We start from the raw sequence: 21794 nt of genomic DNA, 5'->3' as shown, positions 1-21794 counted from the left end.
TCTGAAGGATGTTGACACATTCGCGCCGGACCGGTGTCGCCAGGAACCTCCGGGTGGTCGCCACGGTGATCCTCACCCTGTCCTTCTCCCTCGCCTGCAGCGCGGACCAGCCCGCGAGCGCCCCCGCCGCGGCCGGAAACGCCGTCCCCGCAGTCCCCGCGGGCCCGCCTCCGACCGTCGAGCAGCTCGCGAAGAAGGTCGACTGCAAGCCCAGGATCCAGGTCGACGCGGTCGACATCCGGACGGGAGCCTGCAAGACCTCCGTCGGTCGGTTCTTCATCAGCACCTTCGTCACCCAGTCCGGCAAGGACCAGTGGATGGACCAGGCGCCGGAGTACAACCCCCACCTCGTCGGAGAACTGTGGACCGTACTCGGCGCCAGGAAGGTCCTGGACGAGTTGCGCGTGACGCTCGGAGGAGAGCTGCACCTGACCGACCACCGGGTGACCCCGACCTCCACACCGCCCGCCGGGTGACATGTGCCCTCCTGCTCCGCACCGGGTGAGCGCCCGGTGCGGGCCGGGGCGCCGCTTGTCATAGCGATGCTAGATATGCGAGCGGCGTTATTAATAACAAGGGGCGACTTAATAGCGGTGCTAGCATCAGCGTGATGTCCACACAGGAGCGCCGTGAGCGCGAGCGGGCGCGGCGCCGTCGGCTGATCGTGACGGTCGCCCGCGAGCTGGCCGAGACCGAGGGGTGGGAGGCGGTCACGACGCGCCGTCTCGCCGAACGTATCGAATACAGCCAGCCGGTCCTCTACAGCCACTTCGCGGGCAAGGACGCCATCGTGGCGGCCGTCGCGCTGGAGGGTTTCGCCGAGCTCACCGCGGAGCTGGGAAAGGCCCGACTGAGGGCGGAGGATCCGCGCGAGGCCCTCTCCGCCCTGATCCACGCCTACGCCGACTTCGCCCGGCTGAACCCGTCGCTGTACGACGCCATGCTCACCCTCGCCGTCGACCTGCCCTTCGGCCGTCCCGACACGCCGGCCCCGCTCCAGGCCGCCTTCGCCGAATTCCGTGAGGCGATCGCCGCCTTCGCCGACGACCGCGACACCGGAGTCCTCGCCGAGATCGCCTGGGGGTCCGTGCACGGACTCGTCACCCTCACCCACAGCGGACGTCTCCCGGCCGCCCACCACGAGCGGCGGCTGGCGATGCTGATCGACCAGCTCACCGCGCCCGCCGGCGGTGGCCGTCCCGCGTCCGCCGCCGGCGGTGGGTGATCCCGCGTAGGCGTTTCCAGCCGAACTATCGGCGGGGGCGAACTTTATCCCTGAATGAAATGGACGCGGCATTGCCTGCTGATTCGCCGGTCCGTAGCATCCGTCCCATGTCCATCACGCGTGAGTTCGCCTACGCATCGTCCTCGCGTCCCGCCGACGGTGAATGTGTCTGGTATCGCTCAAAGGGCGATATTTACGACTTGATTCGCACGGGCAGCGACGGAGATTTCCGATACCACGCCTTCCACGCCCGCGACGGCCGCTATCTCCAGGCCTTCGCCTCCTGGCAGGACGGCCTGGAGTGGATCAGGGAGCGTGTCGAGGGCGAGTGAGCGGGTGGCGGGCGACGCGGGGTGGTCACGGGAGGGGAGGCTCCGCGAAGCGGTCGCGACGAGCGTCGCCGCACGGCGCGACCGGCGGCCGGTGCCGCGAAGGAGCGGTCAGGGCACCGGACGCAGCGCCGGGCGATGGTCGGGCAGGTCGGGCAGGTCGAGCAGTTCGCGCACCCGTGAGACGGGCCAGGCCAGCTGGGCGGCGAGCAGTTCCGTGGTCAGGCCGGTCTGCGAGGCGGCGAGCTCGAAGGCCCGGTGCAGCAGCACGGGCTGCTCGTCTGGGTGGCCGCCGATCGGCTCGGCGGCGAAGCCCGGCTGGTCGCGCAACGTCTTGAGCCGCCGGTGGGCGCGGCTCGCCGCGGAATCGGAGATCAGACCGGCCTCGCGGCAGCGATGCAGCAGGGAGTCGACCGGCACGCCCCAGGTGCGCTTGAGCTCGACCAGCCCGCGCAGGTCGAGGCGGTCCGGCAGCTCCGGCAGGATGCTGTCGCGCGGGGTGAGGAACTCGGCGGCGAAGACGTCGGCCTCCCGCTCCTGCCGGACGTCTCCCGAGGCCGCGTCGCCGTGCAGCACCAGGTGGCCGAGCTCGTGGGCGGCGGTGAACCGGTGGCGGTGAACGTCGTCGCACCGGTTGGCGGTCAGCACCACGATCGGGCGGGGCAGCCGGGAGGTGGAGAAGGCGTCCACCGTGACGGTGTCCTTGTCGTCCTCGTCGTCCTCGCCGGGTGGGAGGAAGACCACGACGATCCCGTGGGCCTCCATGTGCCGGACGAGGTGCGACAGCGGGCCGGTACCCAGCTCCCAGAGCCGCCGTAGCGCGCGGGCGGCCCGGGCGGGGTCGCCGGGCGACTCCACGCCGGAGTGGACCTCGCCGCCGGAGGGATTGGGAAGGACGACGGGGGGCAGCCCGACCTGACTCTCCAGCGCGTGGGCCAGCTCCCAGACCTGCTCGACGAAGGCCGCGGCCCTGGCCCGCTGGTACGCGCGGGCGGAGCGCGGGCTCCCGAAGTGCGCGATGGAGCCGTCCAGCCTGCCGTGCGGGCGGCCCAGCAGGAAGAACGCCGGCGGCACGCCGAGGGCGTCGGCCAGGCGGGGAACGAGGTCGGGCCGGGGGCGGCTCACGCCCGTCTCGTACTGTCCCACCGCCGCGGGGGTGACCCCGATCCGCTCGGCGAGGCCCTTCTTCGTCATCCCCGCCAGCTGCCTGGCCTGGGTGAGCCGCCCCTGGTCGAACGCGTCGGCGACGGCCTGCGGGCTCTGTGCGGAGTTCCGCCGGTCCATGGGCGACCTCCGCTCACGCTTCGCCCGGTGTCAGGCGATCACCGCCGACACTTCATTTCCGTGCATCGTACTCCCGCTGTGACCCTATTTGATGTTGTATGTCCCCGTATCACGGTCGGCGCCGCTCGGTGGGGGAGGCTCCGCCAGAATCCGCTCGGCCTCCTCGTCGGTGAACAGCCGGGAACGGATGAGGAAGCGCACCCCCTCGGGGGCCTCCAGGGAGAATCCGCTGCCACGGCCGGGAACCACGTCCACCGTGAGATGGGTGTGCTGCCAGTAGGCGTACTGGGAGGCGCTGATCCAGAACGGGGTGTCCAGGGCCAGCACGCCCAGCAGCAGGTCCACGCCGCCGACCCGGAACTCGCCCCGGGGATAGCACATGGGCGAGCTGCCGTCGCAGCAACCGCCCGACTGGTGGAACATCAACGGGCCGTGTCGCCGGTGGAGCACGGTCAGCAGTTCCTCGGCCGCGGGGCTGAGCCGCACCCGCTCCACTCGGAGCGGATGCGGCTCACCGGTGGGGCCGGTCGGCATCAGAAGAAGCCCAGTCTCTTGGGCGAGTAGCTGACCAGCATGTTCTTCGTCTGCTGGTAGTGGTCCAGCATCGCCCTGTGGTTCTCGCGACCGATGCCCGACTGCTTGTAACCGCCGAACGCGGCGTGCGCGGGATAGGCGTGGTAGCAGTTGGTCCACACCCGCCCGGCCTTGATCGCCCGGCCGAACCGGTAGGCGGCGTTCACGTCGCGGGTCCACACCCCGGCGCCCAGGCCGTACAGGGTGTCGTTGGCGATCTTCAAGGCCTCGTCCTCCGAGTCGAAGGTCGTCACCGAGACGACCGGCCCGAAGATCTCCTCCTGGAAGACGCGCATGTCGTTACTGCCCTTGAAGACCGTCGGCTCGATGTAGTAGCCGCCGTCCAGACCGGGAACCGTGCGCGGGCCGCCGCCGGTGAGCAGCTCGGCCCCCTCCTTCAGCCCGATGTCGATGTAGGACAGGATCTTCTCGTACTGGTCGTTGCTCGCCTGCGCGCCGATCATGGTGGCCGGGTCCAGCGGGTCGCCGCCGACGATCGCCCTGGTACGGTCGAGCGCCCTGCTCATGAACTCGTCGTAGATGGACGAGTGGATCAGGGCCCGCGAGGGACAGGTGCACACCTCGCCCTGGTTCAGGGCGAACATCACGAAACCCTCGACGGCCTTGTCCAGGAAGTCGTCGTCGGAGGCCGTGACGTCGGGAAGGAAGATGTTCGGGCTCTTACCGCCGAGCTCCAGCGTCACCGGGATGATGTTCTCCGAGGCGTACTGCATGATCAGCCGCCCGGTCGTGGTCTCGCCGGTGAAGGCCACCTTCGCCACGCGCGGGCTGGAGGCGAGAGGCCGGCCCGCCTCCGCGCCGAACCCGTTGACGACGTTGATCACACCGGGCGGGAGCAGATCGGCGATGAGCTCCATCACCAGCAGGATGCTGGCGGGAGTCTGCTCGGCGGGCTTGAGGACGACGCAGTTGCCCGCGGCCAGGGCGGGGGCGAGCTTCCACACCGCCATCAGGATGGGGAAGTTCCACGGGATGATCTGGCCCACCACGCCCAGCGGCTCGTGGAAGTGGTAGGCGACGGTGTCCTCGTCCAGCTGGCTGATCCCGCCCTCCTGGGCGCGGATCACCCCGGCGAAGTAGCGGAAGTGGTCGACGGCGAGCGGCAGGTCCGCGGCGAGCGTCTCGCGCACCGGCTTGCCGTTCTCCCAGGTCTCGGCGACGGCGAGCCGCTCCAGGTTCTCCTCGATACGGTCGGCGATCCGGTTGAGGATGTTCGACCGTTCGGCGGGCGAGGTCCGGCCCCAGGAGTCGGCCGCGCGGTGGGCGGCGTCCAGCGCCAGGTCTACGTCGGCCGCGGTGGAGCGGGCCACGCTGGTGAAGGTCTTCCCGGTGACCGGGCTCGGGTTGTCGAAGTACTCCCCGTTCACCGGGGGCACCCACTCGCCGCCGATGAAGTTGTCGTACCGGGCGGCGTAGGTGACGATGCTTCCTTCGGAACCGGGTGGTGTGTAGACCATGACTCCGCCTTCCTTCACATGGCTGTAACAGAGCCAACGATGGAGGGCCGAGGTTGGTGAAAGGTTGGCGTCCGGCCGATGCCGGGGGAGGGGCGAGGTCAGTCGCTCCGCGCCGTGCGGTGGCGGGCGAGCGCCACGGCCCTGCGCGGGTCATCGGCCCCGAGGACCGCGAGGGTCCGCTCGTGTATCTCCAGGTCGTACGGGTGCAGCTCGCCGAAGCGGAACACCGGTCCCGGGCCGGGCCAGCGCAGCACCGCCTCACGCAGCGCGACCTCGATGTGCTCGCGCCAGGTCCTGACCCCCGGCGCGTCCGACCACGGCAGCAGAGGGCCGCCGTAGAGCCGCGCCGCCGTCTCCACCCGCCCGGCGCTCAGCGCGGCGAGCACCTCGGCGGCGTCGCAGTCCAGGGGCGCGGTCAGCTCGTAGCGCCGGGTGGCCAGCGCGCCGGAGAGCGCCCGCCGCAGGTGGGAGACCTCCGCCTTGAGGGTGGTCGCGGCGACGTGCCGCTCGCCGTACAGCTCGTCCATCAGCCGCTCGGGGGACATTCCGGGCCCCTGCGGTCCCGAGAGAGCGAGCAGGGTGAGGATCTCCAGCTGGCGAGGGGGCAGTTTCAGGGGAACGCCGTCACGGGTCAGCTCGGCACCGCCGAGGGCGCGCAGCCGCAGGCCGCTCTTCTTGTCGGTACCTCCGGCGAAGAAGCCCTGAACGGAGGGTCCGCTCGCGGACGGAGGGCTCATCCGTTCGGCCAGCCGGCTCTCGATGGCGCCGACCAGGGTGTGCAGCGCGGGCATGGCGAGGGGATGCGAGCGCTCCCAGGTGCTCGACAGGTCGAGCACGCCGAGAACCCGGCCGCCGGGAGACCGGATCGGGGCGCAGTAACAGACCCACCCGTGCAGGGCACGCACCAGGTGTTCGGCCGAGAACACCTGGGTCGGGCGGCCGGTGCGCAGCGCGAGGGAGAGGGCGTTGGTGCCCATCGCCTGTTCGTCCCAGCGCCCTCCCGGGGCGAAGTTCACCGCCTCGGCCCGCCGTCGCATGACCCGGCCGCCGCAGGTCCACATGATGGTGCCCGTCTCGTCGGTGACCGCCGCGATGAAACCGCCGTCCTCGGCGATCCCGCGCAACTCGTCGGCGACCGTGTCCAGGGGCTCGCGCAACGGCGAGGCTCTCCAGCGCTGCGGGGCCTCACCCTCCTCGGGGGCGCTGTCCTGCTCGGGCCTCACCGTCGCGATGGACCGGCCCCAGGAGTCGACGATCTCCTTCCTGAGCCGCTCGCGGTCATGCGGACGCCCGCCCTGGACCCAGCGTGCCCACTCCAGCTCCAGGTTGGTGCGATGCCGGCGTAGCGCCTGGCTTCCTTCCATGCCTGCCTCAAACCCGTCGACGCCTACCGTGATGATGCCTCACCGTGCGCCGGGACGCACCCCTTCGGGACGCGCGTTCACGTGGACGATTCCCCGAAGGCGCCGTCCCCCTTCTCCCGTGAGGCCGGCCCAGGGCGGCTGGACGAGGGCTGGGTCGTGCGGGCGGTGACAGAGATCAGACGCCTGCGGTCGAAGGCGCCGGTATGCCGTTGACGAAAAGTATTCGAGCGGTTGGAAAGAGTTAAGTGGCCGTCATGGCCGTACAAGCCATCAGAACAGGACGACTCGTGTCAGGATCACATGCTGATCGTCTCGGTTGATCCGGTATTCGGCGATGCCGTATCCGTGGGGGATCAGAATTTCCCGCCAGTCAGGATCGGCGCCAAGCTGATTGCTTCCGAGCAGCCAGGGGTTCTCGCAGATCGCCACCGTCAGCGCGGCCACCGTGGAGAACACCTCGGCGGACACGGCGGGATCAGCGAGAGTGTCGGCCACCGTCTCGGAAGGGAGAACCGGCCACAGGTCGTCGTTCTCGCTCACGAAACGACGTGCTCCCGCCGACGGGCGACCTCTTCCATGGTCGATGTCCGCAACGTGCCTGCCTCGGCGGCAGCGTGAACTCGGTCGCGGTCGGGATCGGTGTCGAGCATCGCCCGGCCCCACCACGCGCTCAGGACACCGTCCAGCTCCGGCCCCTGTTGAGCTTCCAGCAATTCGGCGAAGAACTGGGCGCGGCGGCCACCACGTAGCGCGTCGGAGATCGCGCCGATGGTCCGAGGCACCCTCGGCTGCCTGGTCTCATGTCCGCCAACGGGCTGAGCGGTCATCGCTGTCACCTTTCCGTTCTTGCCACCAGCCTAAAACGGCGGCAGTGACTCCGCAGCCACTCGGACGACATCCGGCCACCGACGTTTCGCGACATGATGCTGCATGAGCAGCGAGGCGAGCGTGCCGTGTCTCTCTGACCGATCTTCCTGCCGAACGGCTCTCACAGCCATCCGCGCGATGTCGGCGGCGTTGACGCCTGCCTCGCCCCCTACCGTCACCGACCTCCGTTCTCCTGGGGCGGCTTGTTCGACATGTGGAAGGTGACTTGCCAACGACGTCGGCGAGCGTAAAAGGACCTGCGAATTGTCGGTGGGGCAGGGAAGGATGGCTCCATCATGGTTATCACCCCCTCCCTTCCTTTCGCCGCCACGACCTCCCCGAGCGGGGACATCGTGGTCTTCTACGTCGGCGTCGAGCCCCGCATGACACCGGAGCAGGCGCTCGCGTTCGCCGACCGGCTCCGCGACCTCGCGACCGCCGTGTCGCGCCCGGGTCGCGAGGAGCACCGGTCGGCGGGCGCCGGATGTCCTGATCGTGCCATGGCCTATTCGGGGTAATCCCTTTCACTCTCCGTGGTCGTTGCGTAGCGTTCTGCCTGTCGTGGCTCCCGGGTAAGGGAGCCGCCTCGTCGACTCGTCATGCCCCCTGATGCCCAGGGCGCTCCCGGACGCGTCGATATCGGATACGGAAGGACAGAACATGCAACCCTTCGAGCTTCCTGACTTCTATCTGCCGTATCCGGCCAGGCTGAACCCCCACGTGGAGACCGCGCGAGAGCACACCAGGGCCTGGGCGTACGACATGGGCATCCTCGACCCCGACCTCGGCATCTGGGACGAGCGCAAGCTCGACGCCATGGACTACGGCCTGCTGTGCGCCTACACCCACCCCGACGCCCCCGCCGCCGAGCTCGACCTCATCACCGACTGGTACGTGTGGGTCTTCTTCTTCGACGACCACTTCCTGGAGACCTTCAAGCGCAGTGGCGACCTGACGGGGGCGAAGGAATACCTCGACAGGTTGGCGGCCTTCATGCCGGTGCATCCCACGGGGCCGCCTCCCGAGCCGGAGAACCCGGTGGAGCGCGGCCTGGCCGACCTGTGGGCCCGGACGATCCCGGCGATGTCCGCCGACTGGCGGGCACGCTTCGTCGAGAGCACGAAGAACCTGCTCGACGAGTCCCTGTGGGAGCTCGCCAACATCAACGCGGGACGCGTCGCCAACCCGATCGAATACATCGAGATGCGGCGCAAGGTCGGCGGCGCCCCCTGGTCGGCGAACCTGGTCGAGCACGCCGCGGGCGCCGAGGTCCCGGCCGTCATCGCCGCGAGCAGGCCGATGCGCGTGCTGCGAGACACCTTCTCCGACGGGGTGCACCTGCGCAACGACCTCTTCTCCTACGAGCGGGAGGTCGGCGACGAGGGCGAGCTCAGCAACGGCGTCCTGGTCTTCGAGCGGTTCCTGGGCTACGACACCCAGCGGGCCGCCGACGCGGTCAACGACCTGATCACCTCCCGGCTGCACCAGTTCGAGAACACCGCGCTCACCGAGCTGCCCCCGCTCTTCGAGGAGCACGGCCTGGACCTGAAGTCCCGCCTCGACGTCCTCGCCTACGTCAAGGGGCTCCAGGACTGGCAGTCGGGCGGCCACGAGTGGCACATGCGCTCCAGCCGCTACATGAACGGGGCCTCGCGGGCCGACCCGGTGGCCCCGGCCCTCCTCGGCGGGCCCACGGGCCTGGGCGTCTCGGCGGCGCGCATCCGGCTGGCGCCCGGCATCACGGGCCCGGGGGGCCCGAGAAGCCACACCCACGTCCCGCTCAGGAAGGTGGGGCCGCTGTCGCTGCCCGAGATCTACATGCCGTACACGGCCCGGATGAATCCCAACCTCGACAGCGCCCGCCGCAACACGGTGGAATGGGCGCGCGAGATGGGGATGTTCGAGCAGCTGCCCGGCTTTCCCGGGCTGGCGATCTGGACCGAGCACAAGCTCGACACCTACGACTTCGCCATCTGCGCGGGAGCCATCAATCCGGACGCCCCCGGCCCCGAGCTGGACATCTCGACCTTCTGGCTCACCTGGGGAACCTACGCCGACGACTACTTCCCGGTCGTGTTCGGGTCCCGCCGCGACATGGCGGGTGCGAAGGTGTTCAACGAGCGGTTGTCGGCGTTCATGCCGCTCGACCTCTCGGCCACCCCGCCGCCGGTCAACCCGATCGAGCGCGGCCTCGCCGACCTGTGGTTCCGTACGGCGGCCTCCATGACGGAGAGCGCGCGCGCCAGGTTTCGCCGGGCCGTCCAGGACATGACGGAGAGCTGGCTGTGGGAGCTGGCCAACCACATCCAGAACCGGGTCCCCGACCCGGTCGACTACATCGAGATGCGCCGCAGGACCTTCGGCTCCGACCTCACGATGAGCCTGTCGCGCCTGGCCCACGGCGAGGCGGTGCCGCCCGAGATCTACCGCACCCGGACGATGCGCGGGCTGGACGACTCGGCCGCCGACTACGCCTGCCTGGTCAACGACCTCTGCTCGTACCAGAAGGAGATCCAGTTCGAGGGCGAGCTGCACAACTGCGTGCTCGTCGTCCAGGACTTCCTGAACTGCGATCCGCCGAAGGCGGCCGACATCGTCAACGACCTGATGACGTCGAGGATGCGGCAGTTCGAGCACATCGTCGCCACCGAGCTCCCCGCCCTCTTCGACGACTTCGACCTCGACGGAGAAGCGAGGAAGACGCTCGACGGATACGTGCGGGAGCTGCAGGACTGGATGGCGGGTGTGCTGCTGTGGCACATGAAGACCCGCCGCTACGACGAGGCCGAGCTGCACCACCCACCCGCGACGACACGTCCTCTCGTCCTCTCCGGGCTCGGCACCGCGGCCGCACGCGTCGGATCCCCGCTACGGGCGGTGCCGGCCTCGCTCTCCTGACGCGACAGGGGGTTCGGGGCCGGAGCCTTCCCACTGTCTCACCGGAGGTGTCGGCGGGTGAGGGGCGGCCGTCTGGGCTCGACGGTCCTCAGGAAAATCTCGGCTGCCCCTCGCAGAGGAGCGCGCCCGTCGCGTTCTGAAGTCGTACCTGCGTGGCACGGGTCGTGGCCGCACCCACGCCTGCGCTTCCGTCTCCCGTTTTGTTCGCGGGTCCGTCTGTGCCTCCGGGGTCGTCTCCTCGTCGTCCGTCCGCGGCTTCTCCTCCGGGCCCGTCTGTGCCGATGGCCCCGTCCTGATCTCGGGGATCGCCGGTGCGGTGACGACCTCGGTCCGTGGTTCGCCGACAGGTTGCCGCGTGGCCAGGTCGAGGACCGTGCCGTGGCGGCTGGTCGCGGCATGCGAGGCGGCGAACAGGATGAGCACGTTCACCAGTTTCAGGAAGAGCAACATGCCCACCGCGCCCGCGACCACCTTGTACGCGGGATTCGCTGAACTGATGTTGAAATAGACCTGTCCGATCGTCTTCAGCAACTCCAGGCCGATGGTGATGACGAGGGCCGGTCCGACGACCCGCCGTGGCGACAGGCGCAGCCGAGGGGGCAGCGTCATCAACGCCGTCGAGAGCAGGAAGTTCACGCAGATGCCGAGCACGAAGGTGGTCGTGGACAGGGCCCAGCGCGCCGGTAGCGCCTCGACCCCGATCGTATGCTCGGCCAGCCAGATGAGCGCGCTCTGGGTGCCGAAGGAGAGGGTGAGCGAGATCGAGAGCAGCAGCCCGAGCGCGACCATCACGGCCAGGTCGAGCAGCCACCGCAGGAAGAAACCGCCCGGATACTGCTCCAGGCCCCAGACCGCCCGGATGGAGGAGCGCATCGAGTCGATCCAGAACACGCCGGTCAGCGGAAGGCCGAAGAAGGCGATCAGCCCCGCCGTGTCCCGCGCGTCGCGCAGTGCCTGCACGTCCAGTCGCGGGAACGTGTCGCTCAGGTAGTCCTCCACCTGACCGAGCGCGGCCGGTGTGTCCAGCACATGGCCCATGATCACGAAGGACAGCAGCGCGAGCGCGAAGGTGGCGTAGAACGCGTAGTAGGTCATTCCCGCGGACAGGCGGCCCGCGTCGGTGCGGTCGTAGTGGACGGCCGCCCGGACAAGATGGTCGAACCAACCGCACCGGTTCCGTACCGCGGTCCATGCTCCGACGAACCCGCTGGTCCACCGGCTCGCCCCGGAGGTGGCCTTCATGATTGCGCACCCTACCCCCAAGCGGGCGTTTCACCGCTGGTGAGTCGGGTGACGTCGCGGGTCCTGTGACATCCGGAGCGGAGCGACCCGGCGCGCCGCCGCGGCGAACAACGCCGTCGGCACCCCATGCCCTGCCCGGGCCGGATCCTTGCCCCGGACCGGATCCTTGACGCGGATCGCGAACACGGTGAGCCGGTCCGGAGCCCTCAGGGCCGGTGTCCGTCATCTCTCCTGAGGCGGGGGCGCCTCTTTTCGCGGTCCGCGCAGCAGGAACCACAGCAACCAGGCCTGGACCAGCCCGGCGACGATGAGCAGGGCCAGGTGCGCGCCGACAGGAAGGGCCTCCCCGGGGATCATCATCACGAGCCACGAGAGCGGCAGGGTCACCAGGATCAACGTGACCGCCGACAGGCCCTGCTCGTCCGACCCGCTCATGCCGACCGTGACGATGACGAGCCCGACGACGACGAGCAGAACGTACAGGCCGCTGACGACGAGGGCGAGGGTTCCCCGCCTGTACCGGGAGGCGGAGCGGAACACGCCGCGAACTGATCTCATGACTTTGACTCTGCCCGGGAATCGCCACCGAGATCTCGGTACGGCTACCTGACCGGTCCCGGTACGAATACTCAGAAACCGGCGGCCCTACCGCGTTCGAGTGAGCGGCTCGTGCCGCGCCGAAATGCCTGCCGGACCCACTGTGCCTGGGTAACGTCCGGGCCAGAGGAGCGATCAGGCGCCAGGGGCGGTGGGGAATTGACGGTCGCTCTTGACGGCAGCAATGTTTGAGTTAACGCTTTGGGCGGAAACCTCCGCGAAATCCGCATGTGACTTTCGCGGATCGTCATCTGTTTCTTGTTAACGTTAACATCTGTGAGGAGACGCGAGCATGCTGCGCATCACCCCCCGCGCGGCGGTCGAGACCGTGACGATTCAGTGGGCGCGAGGCCGAAAGCTCCTGCGCCGCCCGTCGCGGTTGGCGGTGCCTGCCGCCATGGTCGTGCTGAGCCTGATCGCCACCCTGCTGACCGCTCCCGCCGCCCATGCCACACCGGCCGTCCAGTACACCAACCCCCTGGCCGCGCAACGAGCCGATCCCCACATCTTCCGGCACACCGACGGCTACTACTACTTCACCGCCACCGTTCCCGAGTACGACCGCATCGTGCTGCGCCGGGCCACCACCCTGCAGGGTCTGTCCAGCGCGCCGGAGACGGTGATCTGGCGCAAGCACACGAGCGGTGAGATGGGAGCCCACATCTGGGCGCCGGAGATCCACTTCATCAACGGCAAGTGGTACGTCTACTTCGCCGCCGGCCGCGCCGACGACGTCTGGCGGATCCGGATGTACGTCCTGGAGAGCAGTGCCGCCAACCCTCTGACCGGCAGCTGGACCGAACGCGGCCGGATCGTCACCCCCTGGGACACCTTCGCGCTGGACGCCTCGACGTTCGTCGCGGGCGGCGTCCGGTATCTGACCTGGGCGCAGCAGGAACCCGGCATCGCCACCAACTCGAACCTGTACATCGCCCGGATGGGAACCAACCCGTGGACCATCACCGGGCCGACGACCCGGTTGACCGTGCCGACCCTGGCCTGGGAGACGCGCGGATACAAGGTCGCCGAAGGGCCGTCGGTGATCCAGCGCAACGGCCGACTCTTCCTCACCTACTCCGCCAGCGCCACCGACGCCAACTACTGCCTCGGCATGCTGACCGCCTCGGCCTCGGCCGACCTGCTCAACGCCTCCTCCTGGACCAAGAGCCAGAATCCGGTGTTCGCCACCAACGCCGCGACCGGTCAGTACGGGCCGGGGCACAACTCCTTCACCGTCTCCGAGGACGGGCAGAGCGACATCCTCGTCTATCACGACCGCAACTACCGGGACATCTCCGGCGACCCGCTCAACGATCCCAACCGGCGTACCAGGCTCCAGAAGGTGTACTGGAAGGCCGACGGCACCCCCGACTTCGGCATCCCGGTGCCCGACGGGATCTCGCCGGTGCGGCTGAGGTCCTACGACCAGCCCGACCGTTTCGTCCGGCACTGGGAGTATCGGGCCCGGATCGACGCCAACGTCGCACCGCTGGCCGACTCCCAGTTCAGGATCGTCCCCGGGCTGAACGGTGGGACGACGGTGTCGCTGGAGTCCACCAATTTCCCCGGCTACTACCTGCGGCACCGTAACCACCAGGCGTGGGTGGAGCGCAACGACGGCTCGGCGATCTTCCGCGCCGACGCCACCTTCACCCGCAGGACCGGCCTGGCCGACGGTTCGGCGGTGTCGCTGGAGTCCGTCAACTTCCCCGGCTACTACCTGCGCCATCGCGACCTCCAGATGTGGGTGGAACGCGACGACGGCTCGGCGACCTTCCGTGCCGGTGCCACCTTCACCCTGGAATGACCCGCACCGTCGTCAGCGTCTGATCACCTGACGGCCGACGGCCGGCATGCTCGCCTTCGAGCACAACCTGTTCCTCGTGGCGGTTCTCTTTCTGTGCCGGTGCGCTGAGAACCTCCACCCGGGTAAGCGGCGCCCATGGACGGCGAAGAGTTCCTGTCACACCTCATCGTGATAGGAGCTCTTCGCCGACGGCACCGCCGGCCACGCCCCGGCGGTGCCGTCATACCCGTGTCAGGAGAGCGGACGCACGTCCACGCCGTAGCTCAGGCGGTCGGTCCACGTTGGTCCGCAGCTCGCCATGCTCCACTGACCGCTGTTGGTCGTCACCCATCCGCCGTCCCTGCGGCCGTTGCTGCACTGGACCCACGCGCGGAACTCGTAGGCAGGGCCGATCGTCGCGCATCGGGCGGAAAACGAGTTCTGACCGAAGGTGTAGTCACAGCCGTCGGCCCCTGCCGACGCCGGGCTCAGCGCACTCGACCCGACGGTAACGGCTCCCACCGCGAGCACGGTCGCGGCGAGGACACGCAGGATTCTTCTCATACTCTCTCCTGAACACTGGTGACAGCTGGCCGTTCAACGTTCCGTACAACCCGGTTCGCGCCTTACTCCGGGGATGTGCAACAGAGGGAGCTCTTAGGAAACTTTCCTAAATAAAAGATACGTCCAAGCCGGAGCGCGTCAACCCCGCGCGTACCGGCAACCGCATCCGTCCGGTGAGTGCCGGAAGAAGATCACGCCATTCCGTTGAACGCTCTTGACGCAGTGAGCAGCTGACCGCTCAGGCGAGTTCTGTGAGGTGCTTGCGTCGGCGGCGGGAGGGGCGGGTGATCTTCACCGTGAGGGGGATCCACGCATGTTCTGGATCTTGAAAAAGGTCCGCTTCGATGAGGACTCTCGACACTGTGGGCCTGTACGTTTCTGGCGGTCCGGCGATGTCCAGAGTGTTGACGGTTTACATGGCCACCTCGAAAGCGCTCTGACCAGTAGGCATGCGTTCTCGAGAAGTGATTTCAGCACGTATTCGACGCAGCTCTACTACGTCAAGGGTCATACGATGTTTTGTCGCGTGGGAAGTGTTGTCCTGCTGAAGCGACCTGTGGACACCTGCGCTCCACTGCGCTGAGCTTGCTGCCGAATCGGCAGCTTCGGTCGTCACCTATCATCGCCGGCCCACCTCGGACGACCTGTAAGCAACCCAGATCCGAAAGGCATAGGCCAGGCTGTCAACGCTACAATCCAACGATGAGATCATCTGCGTTAGCCGTCAGATGGAAAGCGAGGATATCGGGTCGGAACTGGCCATGGACCGTTGGTCAGATAACCGGAGTGGGGCTCGTGGGTGCGTTGTTCGGCCCCGGCCTTTACGCCGTCGCTGTCTTCGTACTTGGGTTGGGCCCGATCGTCCTGGTCTTTGCCGCGCTTTTCGGGATGGCCGTTCTGTATGCCGTGGCCCAAATGACACCGCGCGGTTCGCCGATGACGATGACCAAGAGGGGCAGGGTGCTGTGGGCGGGCGCGGTCTTGGCTCTTGGGGTGATGAACTGGATTGTCGGGGTGTCGACCCTCTCCAAAATGGGATTGGTGGTGGGCGCGACCCCGCTGTGGTGGTGGTTGCTGAGCGCAGTCCCGTTCGCGCTGGCGGCAGCGCTCTGCGTGGGAGGGTGGACGTCGATCGTCTCGATCATCCTGACCATGGCGCTGATCCTTACCGGCTGCTCCTGAGAACAGCCCGCAGGTTTGGCCCACGCCCTCGACTCTGAGCGGAGATCAGCCGACATCAGGCGATCGTTCTATGTTGTTGGTGTGGTTCGAGCGCGTTCTATGGCGAAACTCGCCACCAGGACCACAGCTAGGCCGACTGAGGACACCTCAAGCGCCATCCAGAAGCCGGCTTCAATGAACCGCTGATGGGCTATGAAGGCCACCAGGAGGAGCAGGGCAACCTGAGTAATGACTCCGACCCATCTGCCGTTCTCGACTTCCATGTGGCCTATTCCCGCTGCGACGGCCAATACTGCTCCGACGATCGCTGTGATCATGAATGCATACATGGACGCAGGGGTTCCGATAAGCCAGGCGAGCACGAAGAGCCACATAACAAAGGATGAAACCATAAGAGACACGGATGACTCGTGGCCCTTCAACTGAATCCACGTGGCAAGACCTGCGAGGAGAGTGAAGGCGGAGAAGACAACGACTATCCGCAGATCGTTACGGCCTGTGTTCCACAGGGTTACCAGAAGGCTGACCAGAACCAGAGCAGTCAAGCCGGCGGAGATGACATCTCGTCGATGCATGAAACCAATGCCTCCGTATATGGGAGGAAGGGCAGACTGGATGGTCAACCGTAGGTTATCGAACTTCCACATCGTGCTCCGAGCGGGTGTCGTTAATGCGAAGCATCCGAAGCGGTTCACCGACTCGAGGGAGACCCACGACGAACGCGGTCTCAAGCACCGGGACGAGAAGGAGACGCGGCCGGCGCCGATCCCGCCGGAGCTGGTGGCCGTCCTGCGTGATGACATCGACTGTCACGGCGTCGCCGCTGATTGTCGGCGTGAGGTGGCCAACCAGCGGATTCTGGATGCCCTTGCTGTGTGAGACGTCGCAGGGACACCAGGAAGTCGCATGGGACACCAGGAACGCATGGGACACCAGGAACAGGAAGGGCCCCGGTTCGCGCCGAGGCCCTTCGCCATGTAGGAAACCGATCACCGTTCGTAAATGCGGTGGTACCACCATCCGCCGAAGAAGCCTGGTTGTCGATGTGGCCGGGGATCGGGGAGTGTTCGGCGGTAGAACTCCTCATCCATCCTCGCCACGAGTCGTGAGAACTCTGCCTTGGTCGAACGTCTGAGGCGCCTCAGTGCGTATTCCAGGGTGTCCCGGGCTTCTGTGGGGTCGCAGCAAGGACAGGCCGGTTCGGGCAGGTAGAGGTGGCGGCCTGGCTGGCGGAGGAACCATTGGTACTCGGCGAAGGCTGCGGCAACGGATCCGGGCCCCAGCCAGTTGTGCTGGAACTCGATTCGTGCGATGGCCGCACGGGTCCGGCTGGAGAGGCCGGGAATCTGGGGAGTTGGGCGGTAGCGTCGGCGGTTCGCCCACACTTGCGCACGGAGGACGCTCGGCCGTCTACGCGGCATCGGCCTTTCGGGTCGTCATGATCCGCATCGTGCCACACCTCGACATCACGAACCACCCCGTAGCGTGCCACAGAAGGCTCGGAATCCTTCCGCGAGCCTCCGGAACCGTCGGTCCTACCTGGGAAAGCGGGGGCCGGTCCATTCCGTGTATGTTCCGCGATGGCATACGGCTGCATGAGGGGGCCGGGCCGCGGGCAAGCAAAAGACCAGGTCAGCGGCTAGATGACCTGGTCTTGGCAGCGCACCCTGCAGGATTCGAACCTGCGACCGTCGGATTAGAAGTCCGGTGCTCTATCCAGCTGAGCTAAGGGTGCTCCCGCTTAATTGTGCATGATCCGGGGAGTGCTCATGTATCGGTTTCCTGGCTGTGTCGTGAGGATCACCCCGTGAATCCTCCGGATCCTGTAGGGAGCGTCGCGGATGCCGGGTGTGGGCGAGCGGGGCCGGGAGGTCCAAGGGTGCGCCCAGGGAAGGCCCGAGGGCAGGCTTTGCCTGGTTATGCTCCTGCTTCGGGGTGGATGGCCCCGCGCATCGAAGTGATGATCCTCGCTCGGGATTCCACGATTCGCACCCTTGCCGGGCCGGACACCAAATCTATGCTGGTCGGCATGCCGTACCTCGAAGAGCGCGTAGACACCGTCGAGACCGATCTCGCCGAGATCAAAGGCGATGTCGCGGCGATCAGGGCCGGGCAGAGCGGTACGGAACTGAAACTCAACCGCGTCGCCCAGGATGTCGCCGAGTTGAAGGCCGGGCAGATCGAGATCCGTGACCTGCTCGCTCGTGTGGTGGTACGTCTCGAAGGCGTGCCAGGCCAGACCGTCCAGATCAGGGCGCGAAGCGCGGTCGGCGACCGGGCAGGGGCGCGAACGGCCGACCGGCTCGGCGACGGTCGATCGGTGAGAACGGCTTCCGGCTGTCCCGGCGTGTGAAGATCGGTCTGTCCGAATCGTTCTCCTGAGGAGACGGGGCGGTCTAGGCTCGTATGCCATGTTCGTCGCGACGGCCCAAGAGGAGATTCCCCTTCTGGGCGGTGATGTCACCGACGGGGTGGTGCGGGTCGGGGACACCGTCCGGCGGCCCTGCAGGGCCTCCACGGCTTCGGTGCACGCACTCCTGCGTCATTTGGAGCGTTCTGGGTTCGAGGGGGCTCCCCGGGCGCTGGGGGTGGACGAGCGGGGCAGGGAGATCCTGAGCTATGTCGAGGGGGAGTCCGCGGCGAGGCCGTTGCCTTCGTTCGCGCTCACCGAGGAGTCTCTGGCCGGGCTGGCGCGGCTGCTGCGCGCTTTTCACGACGCGGCCGAGGGGTTCGTCCCGCCGCGGGAGGCCGTCTGGGAGGCGGGGTCCAACGACGACGCGGCGCCGCGGCTGGTCGGGCACTGCGACGTCAACCTCGACAACGTGATCTTCCGTGACGGGCTTCCCGCCGCGCTGATCGACTTCGACATGGCCCGGCCGACGACCCGGCTGTTCGACGTGGTGACCACGCTGCGGCACTGGGCGCCGATCGCCGATCCCCTCGATCTGGAGCCGCTCCAGCGTCGTCTCGACGTCGGTCCCCGGCTGCGCCTGTTCTGTGACGCGTACGGCCTGGAGCCCCGTGATCGCCGTCGGCTGCTGGATCTCGCCCGGCTCCGCTTCGACCGCTCCTACCACGCGATGCGGGCCAAGGCCGAGGCGCAGGGCGGGAACGGCGGGTGGGCCCGGATGTGGGCCGGTGGGGCGGGGGAGCGCATCCGGCGGGCCTGTGTGTGGCTGGAGACCCACCAGGATGAACTCCATGAACACCTCGTTTAGCCGACTGATCGCCAAAGTGGGACCGAAGAGACCTGGAGTGGCCGAAGGGGTGGGGATGCTCGCCGGGGTCGCGATCGACGCCGTGCTCGCCGATCCCCGGCGCGGGCATCCGGTCGCGCTGTTCGGCACCGCCGCCGCCGGGATGGAGGGGCGGGTGTACGGCGACAGCCGGGCGAGAGGCGTGCTCCATGTGGCCCTGTGCGTGGTCCCGGTGGCGCTGCTCGGTCACGCCGCGACCCGGCCGCGCAACCCGGTGGTGCGGGCAGGGCTGAGCGCGGCTGCGACGTGGGCGGTCGTCGGCGGTACGACGCTGGGCCGCGAGGGTGCGGCGATGGCCGGATTCCTGGAGGACGGCGATCTCGCGGGGGCGCGGGGGAGGCTGCCGCACCTGTGCGGGCGTGACCCGTCGGGGCTCGGGGAGTCCGGGCTCGCCAGGGCGACCGTCGAGTCGATCGCGGAGAACACCTCGGACGCGGTGGTGGCGCCGCTGTTCTGGGGTGCGGTGGCCGGAGTGCCCGGTCTGCTCGCGTACCGGGCGGTCAACACGCTGGACGCGATGGTGGGGCACCGGAACGCGCGCTACGAGCGCTTCGGGTGGGCCGCCGCCCGCCTCGACGACGTCGCCAACTTCGTGCCCGCCCGGATCACCGGGCTGCTCGCCGCGCTCGGCGCCCCGCTGGTGGGCGGTTCGGCGCGGCGGGCGGCGGCGGTGCTGCGCAGGGACGGCCACCGCCATCCCAGTCCCAACGCGGGCCGCTGCGAGGCCGCCTTCGCGGGGGCGCTGGACCTCACTCTGGGAGGGGTGAACGTGTACGGCACCAGGGTGGAGCACCGGCCGGAGATGGGCGAGGGGCCCGCGCCCTCGGTCGCGGACATCCGCAGGTCGGTACGGCTGGCGCGGGCGGTCGGCCTGGCGGCGGCGGGGCTCGCCGTCCTGGCCGCCGTTCGGGGCTCGTACGGGCGAGGTTCACGCGGGCCAGGTTCACGCGGGGCGGGCTCGTATGGGAGGAAGGGGTGAAGGGGGCGTTGCTGGTCGCGGGGACGACCTCCGACGCGGGCAAGAGCGTCGTCACCGCCGGGATCTGCCGCTGGCTGGCCAGGCAGGGGGTGAGGGTCGCGCCGTACAAGGCGCAGAACATGTCGCTCAACTCCTTCGTCACCGCGGACGGCGCCGAGATCGGCAGGGCCCAGGCGATGCAGGCCGCCGCGTGCGGGCTGGAACCCAGCGCCGACATGAACCCGATCCTGCTCAAGCCGGGCAGCGATCGGCGCAGCCAGGTCGTGGTGATGGGCAGGCCGATGGCCGAGGTCGACGCGATGGAGTACTGGGACGTCAAGGAGCGGCTCCGCCAGGTCGCGGTCGACGCGCTCGAGCGGTTGCGGGGCGCGTACGACGTGGTGGTCTGCGAGGGGGCGGGCAGTCCGGCGGAGATCAACCTGCGCAGGGGCGACATCGCGAACATGGGCCTGGCCCGTGCCGCGAACCTGCCGGTCGTCGTGGTCGGCGACATCGACAGGGGTGGGGTCTTCGCCGCGCTGTACGGGACGGTCGCGCTGCTGGAGCCCGCCGACCAGGCGCTGATCGCCGGGTTCGTGATCAACAAGTTCCGCGGGGCGCCCGAGCTCCTCGAACCGGGGCTGGACATGATCAGGGAGCTGACCGGCCGCGAGGTGTACGGGGTGCTGCCCTGGCTGGACGGCCTCTGGATGGACGTCGAGGACTCCCTCGCCCTGGACAACCGGCCCGCGTCCGGGACGCGTGTCCCGTACGGTCGGCAGACCCTGCGGGTGGCGGTGGTGCGGCTGCCGAGGATCTCCAACTTCACGGACGTGGACGCGCTGGCCTCGGAGCCCGGGGTGGTGGTCCGCTTCGTGACCTCCCCGGGCGAGTTGGAGGACACCGATCTGGTGGTGCTGCCGGGCTCTCGGGCCACGGTCTCCGACCTGGGGTGGCTCCGTGCCACCGGCCTGGCCGCCGCCCTGCCGGGGCGGGCGGTGCTGGGCATCTGCGGCGGTTACCAGATGCTCGCCAGGACCATCCGCGACGACGTCGAGTCGGGGGCGGGGCTGGTCGAAGGGCTGGGGTTGCTGCCCGCGTCGGTGGAGTTCGCCGGGGACAAGACGCTGGGCCGTCCGGTCGGTGCCGCGTACGGCCACCCGGTCTCCGCGTACGAGATCCACCACGGCGTGGTGACGGCCGACGGCGGCGAGCCCTTCCTGGACGGCTGCCGTGCCGGTTCGGTGTGGGGTACCACCTGGCACGGCGCCCTGGAGAACGACGGTTTCCGCCGGGCCTTCCTCGCCGACGTGGCCGCCGTCTCCGGCCGCGACTTCACCCCGGCGCCGGATGTGTCGTTCGCCGCGCTGAGGGAGGAGAGGCTGGACGCGCTCGGTGACCTGATCGAGCGGAACGTCGACACCGCTGCCCTGCTCCGGTTGCTGGAGGGCGGGGCTCCCGCGGGGCTGCCGTCGCTGCCGCCCGGCGGGGTCTCGCGTGAGGCTCCGGATTTCTCGGCGGGCGCTTCCTCCGTCGGGTGAGGTGCACCGGAGGCGACCGGCGAAGCGATCGGAGCCGGGGGTTCCCTCCGTCGGGTGAGGTGCCGGTCCTTCCGTGGGCTGAGACCGGTGTCCGTTCCAGCGAGGCGACAGGTGATTTATCCCCTGTACTGCCTCTTTTGAGGGGAGAAGACGGATAAATCAGTTCAGATGGTGAAAAAGGGGAAGGTCTTCCGCCGGGTAAACTCGATGGATCCCCGGCGAATCCGATGGGGAGGTAGGGGAGGCCGACGATGTTCCGCATCCTGGTGTTGCTCGTCGTCATCGCGGTGATCGTGGTGGTGATCCTCGGCGTGACCAGGAGGGTACGTGCCGCCGTGGCAGGCGGGGTGAAACGCGAGCCCGTCGCCGACAGTCCCCGCGAGATCCTCAAGCGCCGCTACGCGGCCGGTGAGATCGACGAGGACGAATACCTCCGCCGGATGTCGGGCCTCTCCCAGGACTGGTAGTTCCACCGGCGTCGCGCGTCGGGCTGCGGTCAGGTTGGTGCCGTTGGACCTCAAGATCCAGTCTTCAAGGTGTCCACATTCAATGGGGAGCGCCCAAGGCCGGGTAGTTAGGGTTTCTGGCCTGCTGGCAAGGGGCCGGGCGAAGCCGTGGTCGCGGTGTAGATGCCGTGGCCGATCTTGCG

23 protein-coding genes and 1 tRNA gene are annotated in these 21794 nt (G+C 68.4%); 13 read left to right on the top strand and 11 right to left on the bottom strand.

The annotated features are described in order from the left end of the window. Positions 1 to 8 precede the first annotated feature (8 nt). The 3 genes from AB0B90_RS36985 to AB0B90_RS36975 all read left to right on the top strand — a co-directional run bounded on the left by AB0B90_RS36985 (position 9) and on the right by AB0B90_RS36975 (position 1557). Positions 9 to 476 carry a hypothetical protein gene (locus AB0B90_RS36985; protein ID WP_350945313.1) on the top strand — a complete coding sequence of 156 codons (468 nt, stop codon included), beginning with the start codon at positions 9 to 11 and terminating at the stop codon, positions 474 to 476. Between the two features lie 134 nt (positions 477 to 610). Beyond that, positions 611 to 1225 carry a TetR/AcrR family transcriptional regulator gene (locus tag AB0B90_RS36980; protein WP_362926569.1) on the top strand — a complete coding sequence of 205 codons (615 nt, stop codon included), beginning with the start codon at positions 611 to 613 and terminating at the stop codon, positions 1223 to 1225. A gap of 107 nt (positions 1226 to 1332) precedes the next feature. Then, the gene (locus tag AB0B90_RS36975; RefSeq protein WP_350945315.1) at positions 1333 to 1557 is read left to right on the top strand and encodes a hypothetical protein; all 225 of its coding nucleotides are present in this window, start codon (positions 1333 to 1335) and stop codon (positions 1555 to 1557) included. A 108-nt stretch (positions 1558 to 1665) separates the two neighbouring features. Here AB0B90_RS36975 and AB0B90_RS36970 read toward each other — a convergent pair whose 3' ends face one another. From AB0B90_RS36970 to AB0B90_RS36945, 6 genes are all read right to left on the bottom strand, one after another. Beyond that, positions 1666 to 2838: an XRE family transcriptional regulator gene (locus AB0B90_RS36970; protein WP_362926568.1), complete on the bottom strand. Its 1173-nt coding sequence runs from the start codon at positions 2836 to 2838 to the stop codon at positions 1666 to 1668. Positions 2839 to 2922: 84 nt separating this feature from the next. Next, complete coding sequence (locus AB0B90_RS36965; RefSeq protein ID WP_350945317.1) at positions 2923 to 3372, bottom strand: DUF779 domain-containing protein; 450 nt, start codon at positions 3370 to 3372, stop codon at positions 2923 to 2925. Continuing rightward, positions 3372 to 4889: an aldehyde dehydrogenase gene (gene adh / locus AB0B90_RS36960; RefSeq protein ID WP_362926567.1), complete on the bottom strand. Its 1518-nt coding sequence runs from the start codon at positions 4887 to 4889 to the stop codon at positions 3372 to 3374. Before adh ends, AB0B90_RS36965 begins: the two co-directional genes overlap by 1 nt. 98 nt (positions 4890 to 4987) lie before the next feature. After that, on the bottom strand, positions 4988 to 6253 hold the full coding sequence (locus AB0B90_RS36955; protein ID WP_362926566.1) for a GAF domain-containing protein: 1266 nt from the start codon (positions 6251 to 6253) through the stop codon (positions 4988 to 4990). 270 nt (positions 6254 to 6523) lie between these two features. Further along, positions 6524 to 6793, bottom strand: coding sequence for a hypothetical protein (locus AB0B90_RS36950; protein ID WP_362926565.1), 270 nt, complete (start codon positions 6791 to 6793; stop codon positions 6524 to 6526). After that, the gene (locus AB0B90_RS36945) at positions 6790 to 7080 is read right to left on the bottom strand and encodes a hypothetical protein (RefSeq protein ID WP_350945321.1); all 291 of its coding nucleotides are present in this window, start codon (positions 7078 to 7080) and stop codon (positions 6790 to 6792) included. The genes AB0B90_RS36950 and AB0B90_RS36945 overlap by 4 nt, the downstream gene beginning before the upstream one ends. Positions 7081 to 7416: 336 nt before the next feature. Between AB0B90_RS36945 and AB0B90_RS36940 the strand changes: the two genes are divergently transcribed. Beyond that, positions 7417 to 7638, top strand: a complete 222-nt coding sequence (locus tag AB0B90_RS36940; protein WP_350945322.1) for a hypothetical protein — start codon at positions 7417 to 7419, stop codon at positions 7636 to 7638. A gap of 142 nt (positions 7639 to 7780) precedes the next feature. Beyond that, positions 7781 to 10018, top strand: coding sequence for a family 2 encapsulin nanocompartment cargo protein terpene cyclase (locus AB0B90_RS36935; RefSeq protein ID WP_350945323.1), 2238 nt, complete (start codon positions 7781 to 7783; stop codon positions 10016 to 10018). Here AB0B90_RS36935 and AB0B90_RS36930 read toward each other — a convergent pair. Together AB0B90_RS36930 and AB0B90_RS36925 are read right to left on the bottom strand one after the other, a co-directional pair. Continuing rightward, complete coding sequence (locus AB0B90_RS36930) at positions 9989 to 11260, bottom strand: YihY/virulence factor BrkB family protein (RefSeq protein WP_350945324.1); 1272 nt, start codon at positions 11258 to 11260, stop codon at positions 9989 to 9991. The genes AB0B90_RS36935 and AB0B90_RS36930 overlap by 30 nt on opposite strands. A gap of 222 nt (positions 11261 to 11482) precedes the next feature. After that, positions 11483 to 11818 carry a hypothetical protein gene (locus AB0B90_RS36925; protein ID WP_350945325.1) on the bottom strand — a complete coding sequence of 112 codons (336 nt, stop codon included), beginning with the start codon at positions 11816 to 11818 and terminating at the stop codon, positions 11483 to 11485. 331 nt (positions 11819 to 12149) lie between these two features. Between AB0B90_RS36925 and AB0B90_RS36920 the strand changes: the two genes are divergently transcribed. Next, the gene (locus AB0B90_RS36920) at positions 12150 to 13664 is read left to right on the top strand and encodes a family 43 glycosylhydrolase (protein ID WP_350945326.1); all 1515 of its coding nucleotides are present in this window, start codon (positions 12150 to 12152) and stop codon (positions 13662 to 13664) included. A 231-nt stretch (positions 13665 to 13895) separates the two neighbouring features. Here the strand turns inward: AB0B90_RS36920 and AB0B90_RS36915 are convergent, their stop codons facing one another. Further along, positions 13896 to 14207, bottom strand: a complete 312-nt coding sequence (locus tag AB0B90_RS36915; RefSeq protein WP_362926564.1) for a hypothetical protein — start codon at positions 14205 to 14207, stop codon at positions 13896 to 13898. Between the two features lie 795 nt (positions 14208 to 15002). Here AB0B90_RS36915 and AB0B90_RS36910 point away from each other — a divergent pair. Continuing rightward, positions 15003 to 15389 carry a hypothetical protein gene (locus AB0B90_RS36910; RefSeq protein WP_362926563.1) on the top strand — a complete coding sequence of 129 codons (387 nt, stop codon included), beginning with the start codon at positions 15003 to 15005 and terminating at the stop codon, positions 15387 to 15389. A 68-nt stretch (positions 15390 to 15457) separates the two neighbouring features. Here AB0B90_RS36910 and AB0B90_RS36905 read toward each other — a convergent pair whose 3' ends face one another. Further along, a complete protein-coding gene (locus AB0B90_RS36905; RefSeq protein WP_350945329.1) occupies positions 15458 to 16012 on the bottom strand; it encodes a hypothetical protein in 555 nt (184 codons plus the stop codon). Between AB0B90_RS36905 and AB0B90_RS36900 the strand changes: the two genes are divergently transcribed. Further along, positions 16005 to 16268, top strand: a complete 264-nt coding sequence (locus AB0B90_RS36900; RefSeq protein ID WP_350945330.1) for a hypothetical protein — start codon at positions 16005 to 16007, stop codon at positions 16266 to 16268. The genes AB0B90_RS36905 and AB0B90_RS36900 overlap by 8 nt on opposite strands. A gap of 782 nt (positions 16269 to 17050) precedes the next feature. On the opposite strand, the gene AB0B90_RS36895 is transcribed toward AB0B90_RS36900, so the two are convergent. Beyond that, a tRNA-Arg gene (locus tag AB0B90_RS36895) sits at positions 17051 to 17124 on the bottom strand. A 204-nt stretch (positions 17125 to 17328) separates the two neighbouring features. Between AB0B90_RS36895 and AB0B90_RS36890 the strand changes: the two genes are divergently transcribed. The 5 genes from AB0B90_RS36890 to AB0B90_RS36870 all read left to right on the top strand — a co-directional run bounded on the left by AB0B90_RS36890 (position 17329) and on the right by AB0B90_RS36870 (position 21612). Beyond that, on the top strand, positions 17329 to 17742 hold the full coding sequence (locus AB0B90_RS36890) for a hypothetical protein (protein WP_362926562.1): 414 nt from the start codon (positions 17329 to 17331) through the stop codon (positions 17740 to 17742). A gap of 58 nt (positions 17743 to 17800) precedes the next feature. Continuing rightward, complete coding sequence (locus tag AB0B90_RS36885; RefSeq protein ID WP_362926561.1) at positions 17801 to 18607, top strand: aminoglycoside phosphotransferase family protein; 807 nt, start codon at positions 17801 to 17803, stop codon at positions 18605 to 18607. Positions 18608 to 18656: 49 nt separating this feature from the next. After that, positions 18657 to 19625 carry a cobalamin biosynthesis protein gene (locus tag AB0B90_RS36880; protein ID WP_362926601.1) on the top strand — a complete coding sequence of 323 codons (969 nt, stop codon included), beginning with the start codon at positions 18657 to 18659 and terminating at the stop codon, positions 19623 to 19625. Next, positions 19622 to 21145: a cobyric acid synthase gene (locus AB0B90_RS36875; RefSeq protein WP_362926560.1), complete on the top strand. Its 1524-nt coding sequence runs from the start codon at positions 19622 to 19624 to the stop codon at positions 21143 to 21145. Before AB0B90_RS36880 ends, AB0B90_RS36875 begins: the two co-directional genes overlap by 4 nt. Positions 21146 to 21396: 251 nt before the next feature. Further along, on the top strand, positions 21397 to 21612 hold the full coding sequence (locus AB0B90_RS36870; protein ID WP_350945335.1) for an SHOCT domain-containing protein: 216 nt from the start codon (positions 21397 to 21399) through the stop codon (positions 21610 to 21612). Positions 21613 to 21794: the final 182 nt, after the last annotated feature.

It is taken from the genome of Streptosporangium sp. NPDC049078 (assembly GCF_040648855.1).
Taxonomy (GTDB): domain Bacteria; phylum Actinomycetota; class Actinomycetes; order Streptosporangiales; family Streptosporangiaceae; genus Streptosporangium.
Note: the sequence above shows the minus strand (reverse complement) of the source record. Positions and strands in the feature narration are given on the sequence as shown.

Excerpts from the sequence above, each read along its gene's own strand:
- AB0B90_RS36985 (WP_350945313.1), top strand. The coding sequence starts at position 9 with ATGTTGACACATTCGCGCCGGACCGGTGTCGCCAGGAACCTCCGGGTG.
- AB0B90_RS36980 (WP_362926569.1), top strand. The coding sequence starts at position 611 with ATGTCCACACAGGAGCGCCGTGAGCGCGAGCGGGCGCGGCGCCGTCGG.
- AB0B90_RS36975 (WP_350945315.1), top strand. The coding sequence starts at position 1,333 with ATGTCCATCACGCGTGAGTTCGCCTACGCATCGTCCTCGCGTCCCGCC.
- AB0B90_RS36970 (WP_362926568.1), bottom strand. The coding sequence starts at position 2,838 with ATGGACCGGCGGAACTCCGCACAGAGCCCGCAGGCCGTCGCCGACGCG.
- AB0B90_RS36965 (WP_350945317.1), bottom strand. The coding sequence starts at position 3,372 with ATGCCGACCGGCCCCACCGGTGAGCCGCATCCGCTCCGAGTGGAGCGG.
- adh (WP_362926567.1), bottom strand. The coding sequence starts at position 4,889 with ATGGTCTACACACCACCCGGTTCCGAAGGAAGCATCGTCACCTACGCC.
- AB0B90_RS36955 (WP_362926566.1), bottom strand. The coding sequence starts at position 6,253 with ATGGAAGGAAGCCAGGCGCTACGCCGGCATCGCACCAACCTGGAGCTG.
- AB0B90_RS36945 (WP_350945321.1), bottom strand. The coding sequence starts at position 7,080 with ATGACCGCTCAGCCCGTTGGCGGACATGAGACCAGGCAGCCGAGGGTG.
- AB0B90_RS36940 (WP_350945322.1), top strand. The coding sequence starts at position 7,417 with ATGGTTATCACCCCCTCCCTTCCTTTCGCCGCCACGACCTCCCCGAGC.
- AB0B90_RS36935 (WP_350945323.1), top strand. The coding sequence starts at position 7,781 with ATGCAACCCTTCGAGCTTCCTGACTTCTATCTGCCGTATCCGGCCAGG.
- AB0B90_RS36930 (WP_350945324.1), bottom strand. The coding sequence starts at position 11,260 with ATGAAGGCCACCTCCGGGGCGAGCCGGTGGACCAGCGGGTTCGTCGGA.
- AB0B90_RS36925 (WP_350945325.1), bottom strand. The coding sequence starts at position 11,818 with ATGAGATCAGTTCGCGGCGTGTTCCGCTCCGCCTCCCGGTACAGGCGG.
- AB0B90_RS36920 (WP_350945326.1), top strand. The coding sequence starts at position 12,150 with ATGCTGCGCATCACCCCCCGCGCGGCGGTCGAGACCGTGACGATTCAG.
- AB0B90_RS36915 (WP_362926564.1), bottom strand. The coding sequence starts at position 14,207 with ATGAGAAGAATCCTGCGTGTCCTCGCCGCGACCGTGCTCGCGGTGGGA.
- AB0B90_RS36900 (WP_350945330.1), top strand. The coding sequence starts at position 16,005 with ATGGTCAACCGTAGGTTATCGAACTTCCACATCGTGCTCCGAGCGGGT.
- AB0B90_RS36890 (WP_362926562.1), top strand. The coding sequence starts at position 17,329 with ATGGCCCCGCGCATCGAAGTGATGATCCTCGCTCGGGATTCCACGATT.
- AB0B90_RS36885 (WP_362926561.1), top strand. The coding sequence starts at position 17,801 with ATGTTCGTCGCGACGGCCCAAGAGGAGATTCCCCTTCTGGGCGGTGAT.
- AB0B90_RS36870 (WP_350945335.1), top strand. The coding sequence starts at position 21,397 with ATGTTCCGCATCCTGGTGTTGCTCGTCGTCATCGCGGTGATCGTGGTG.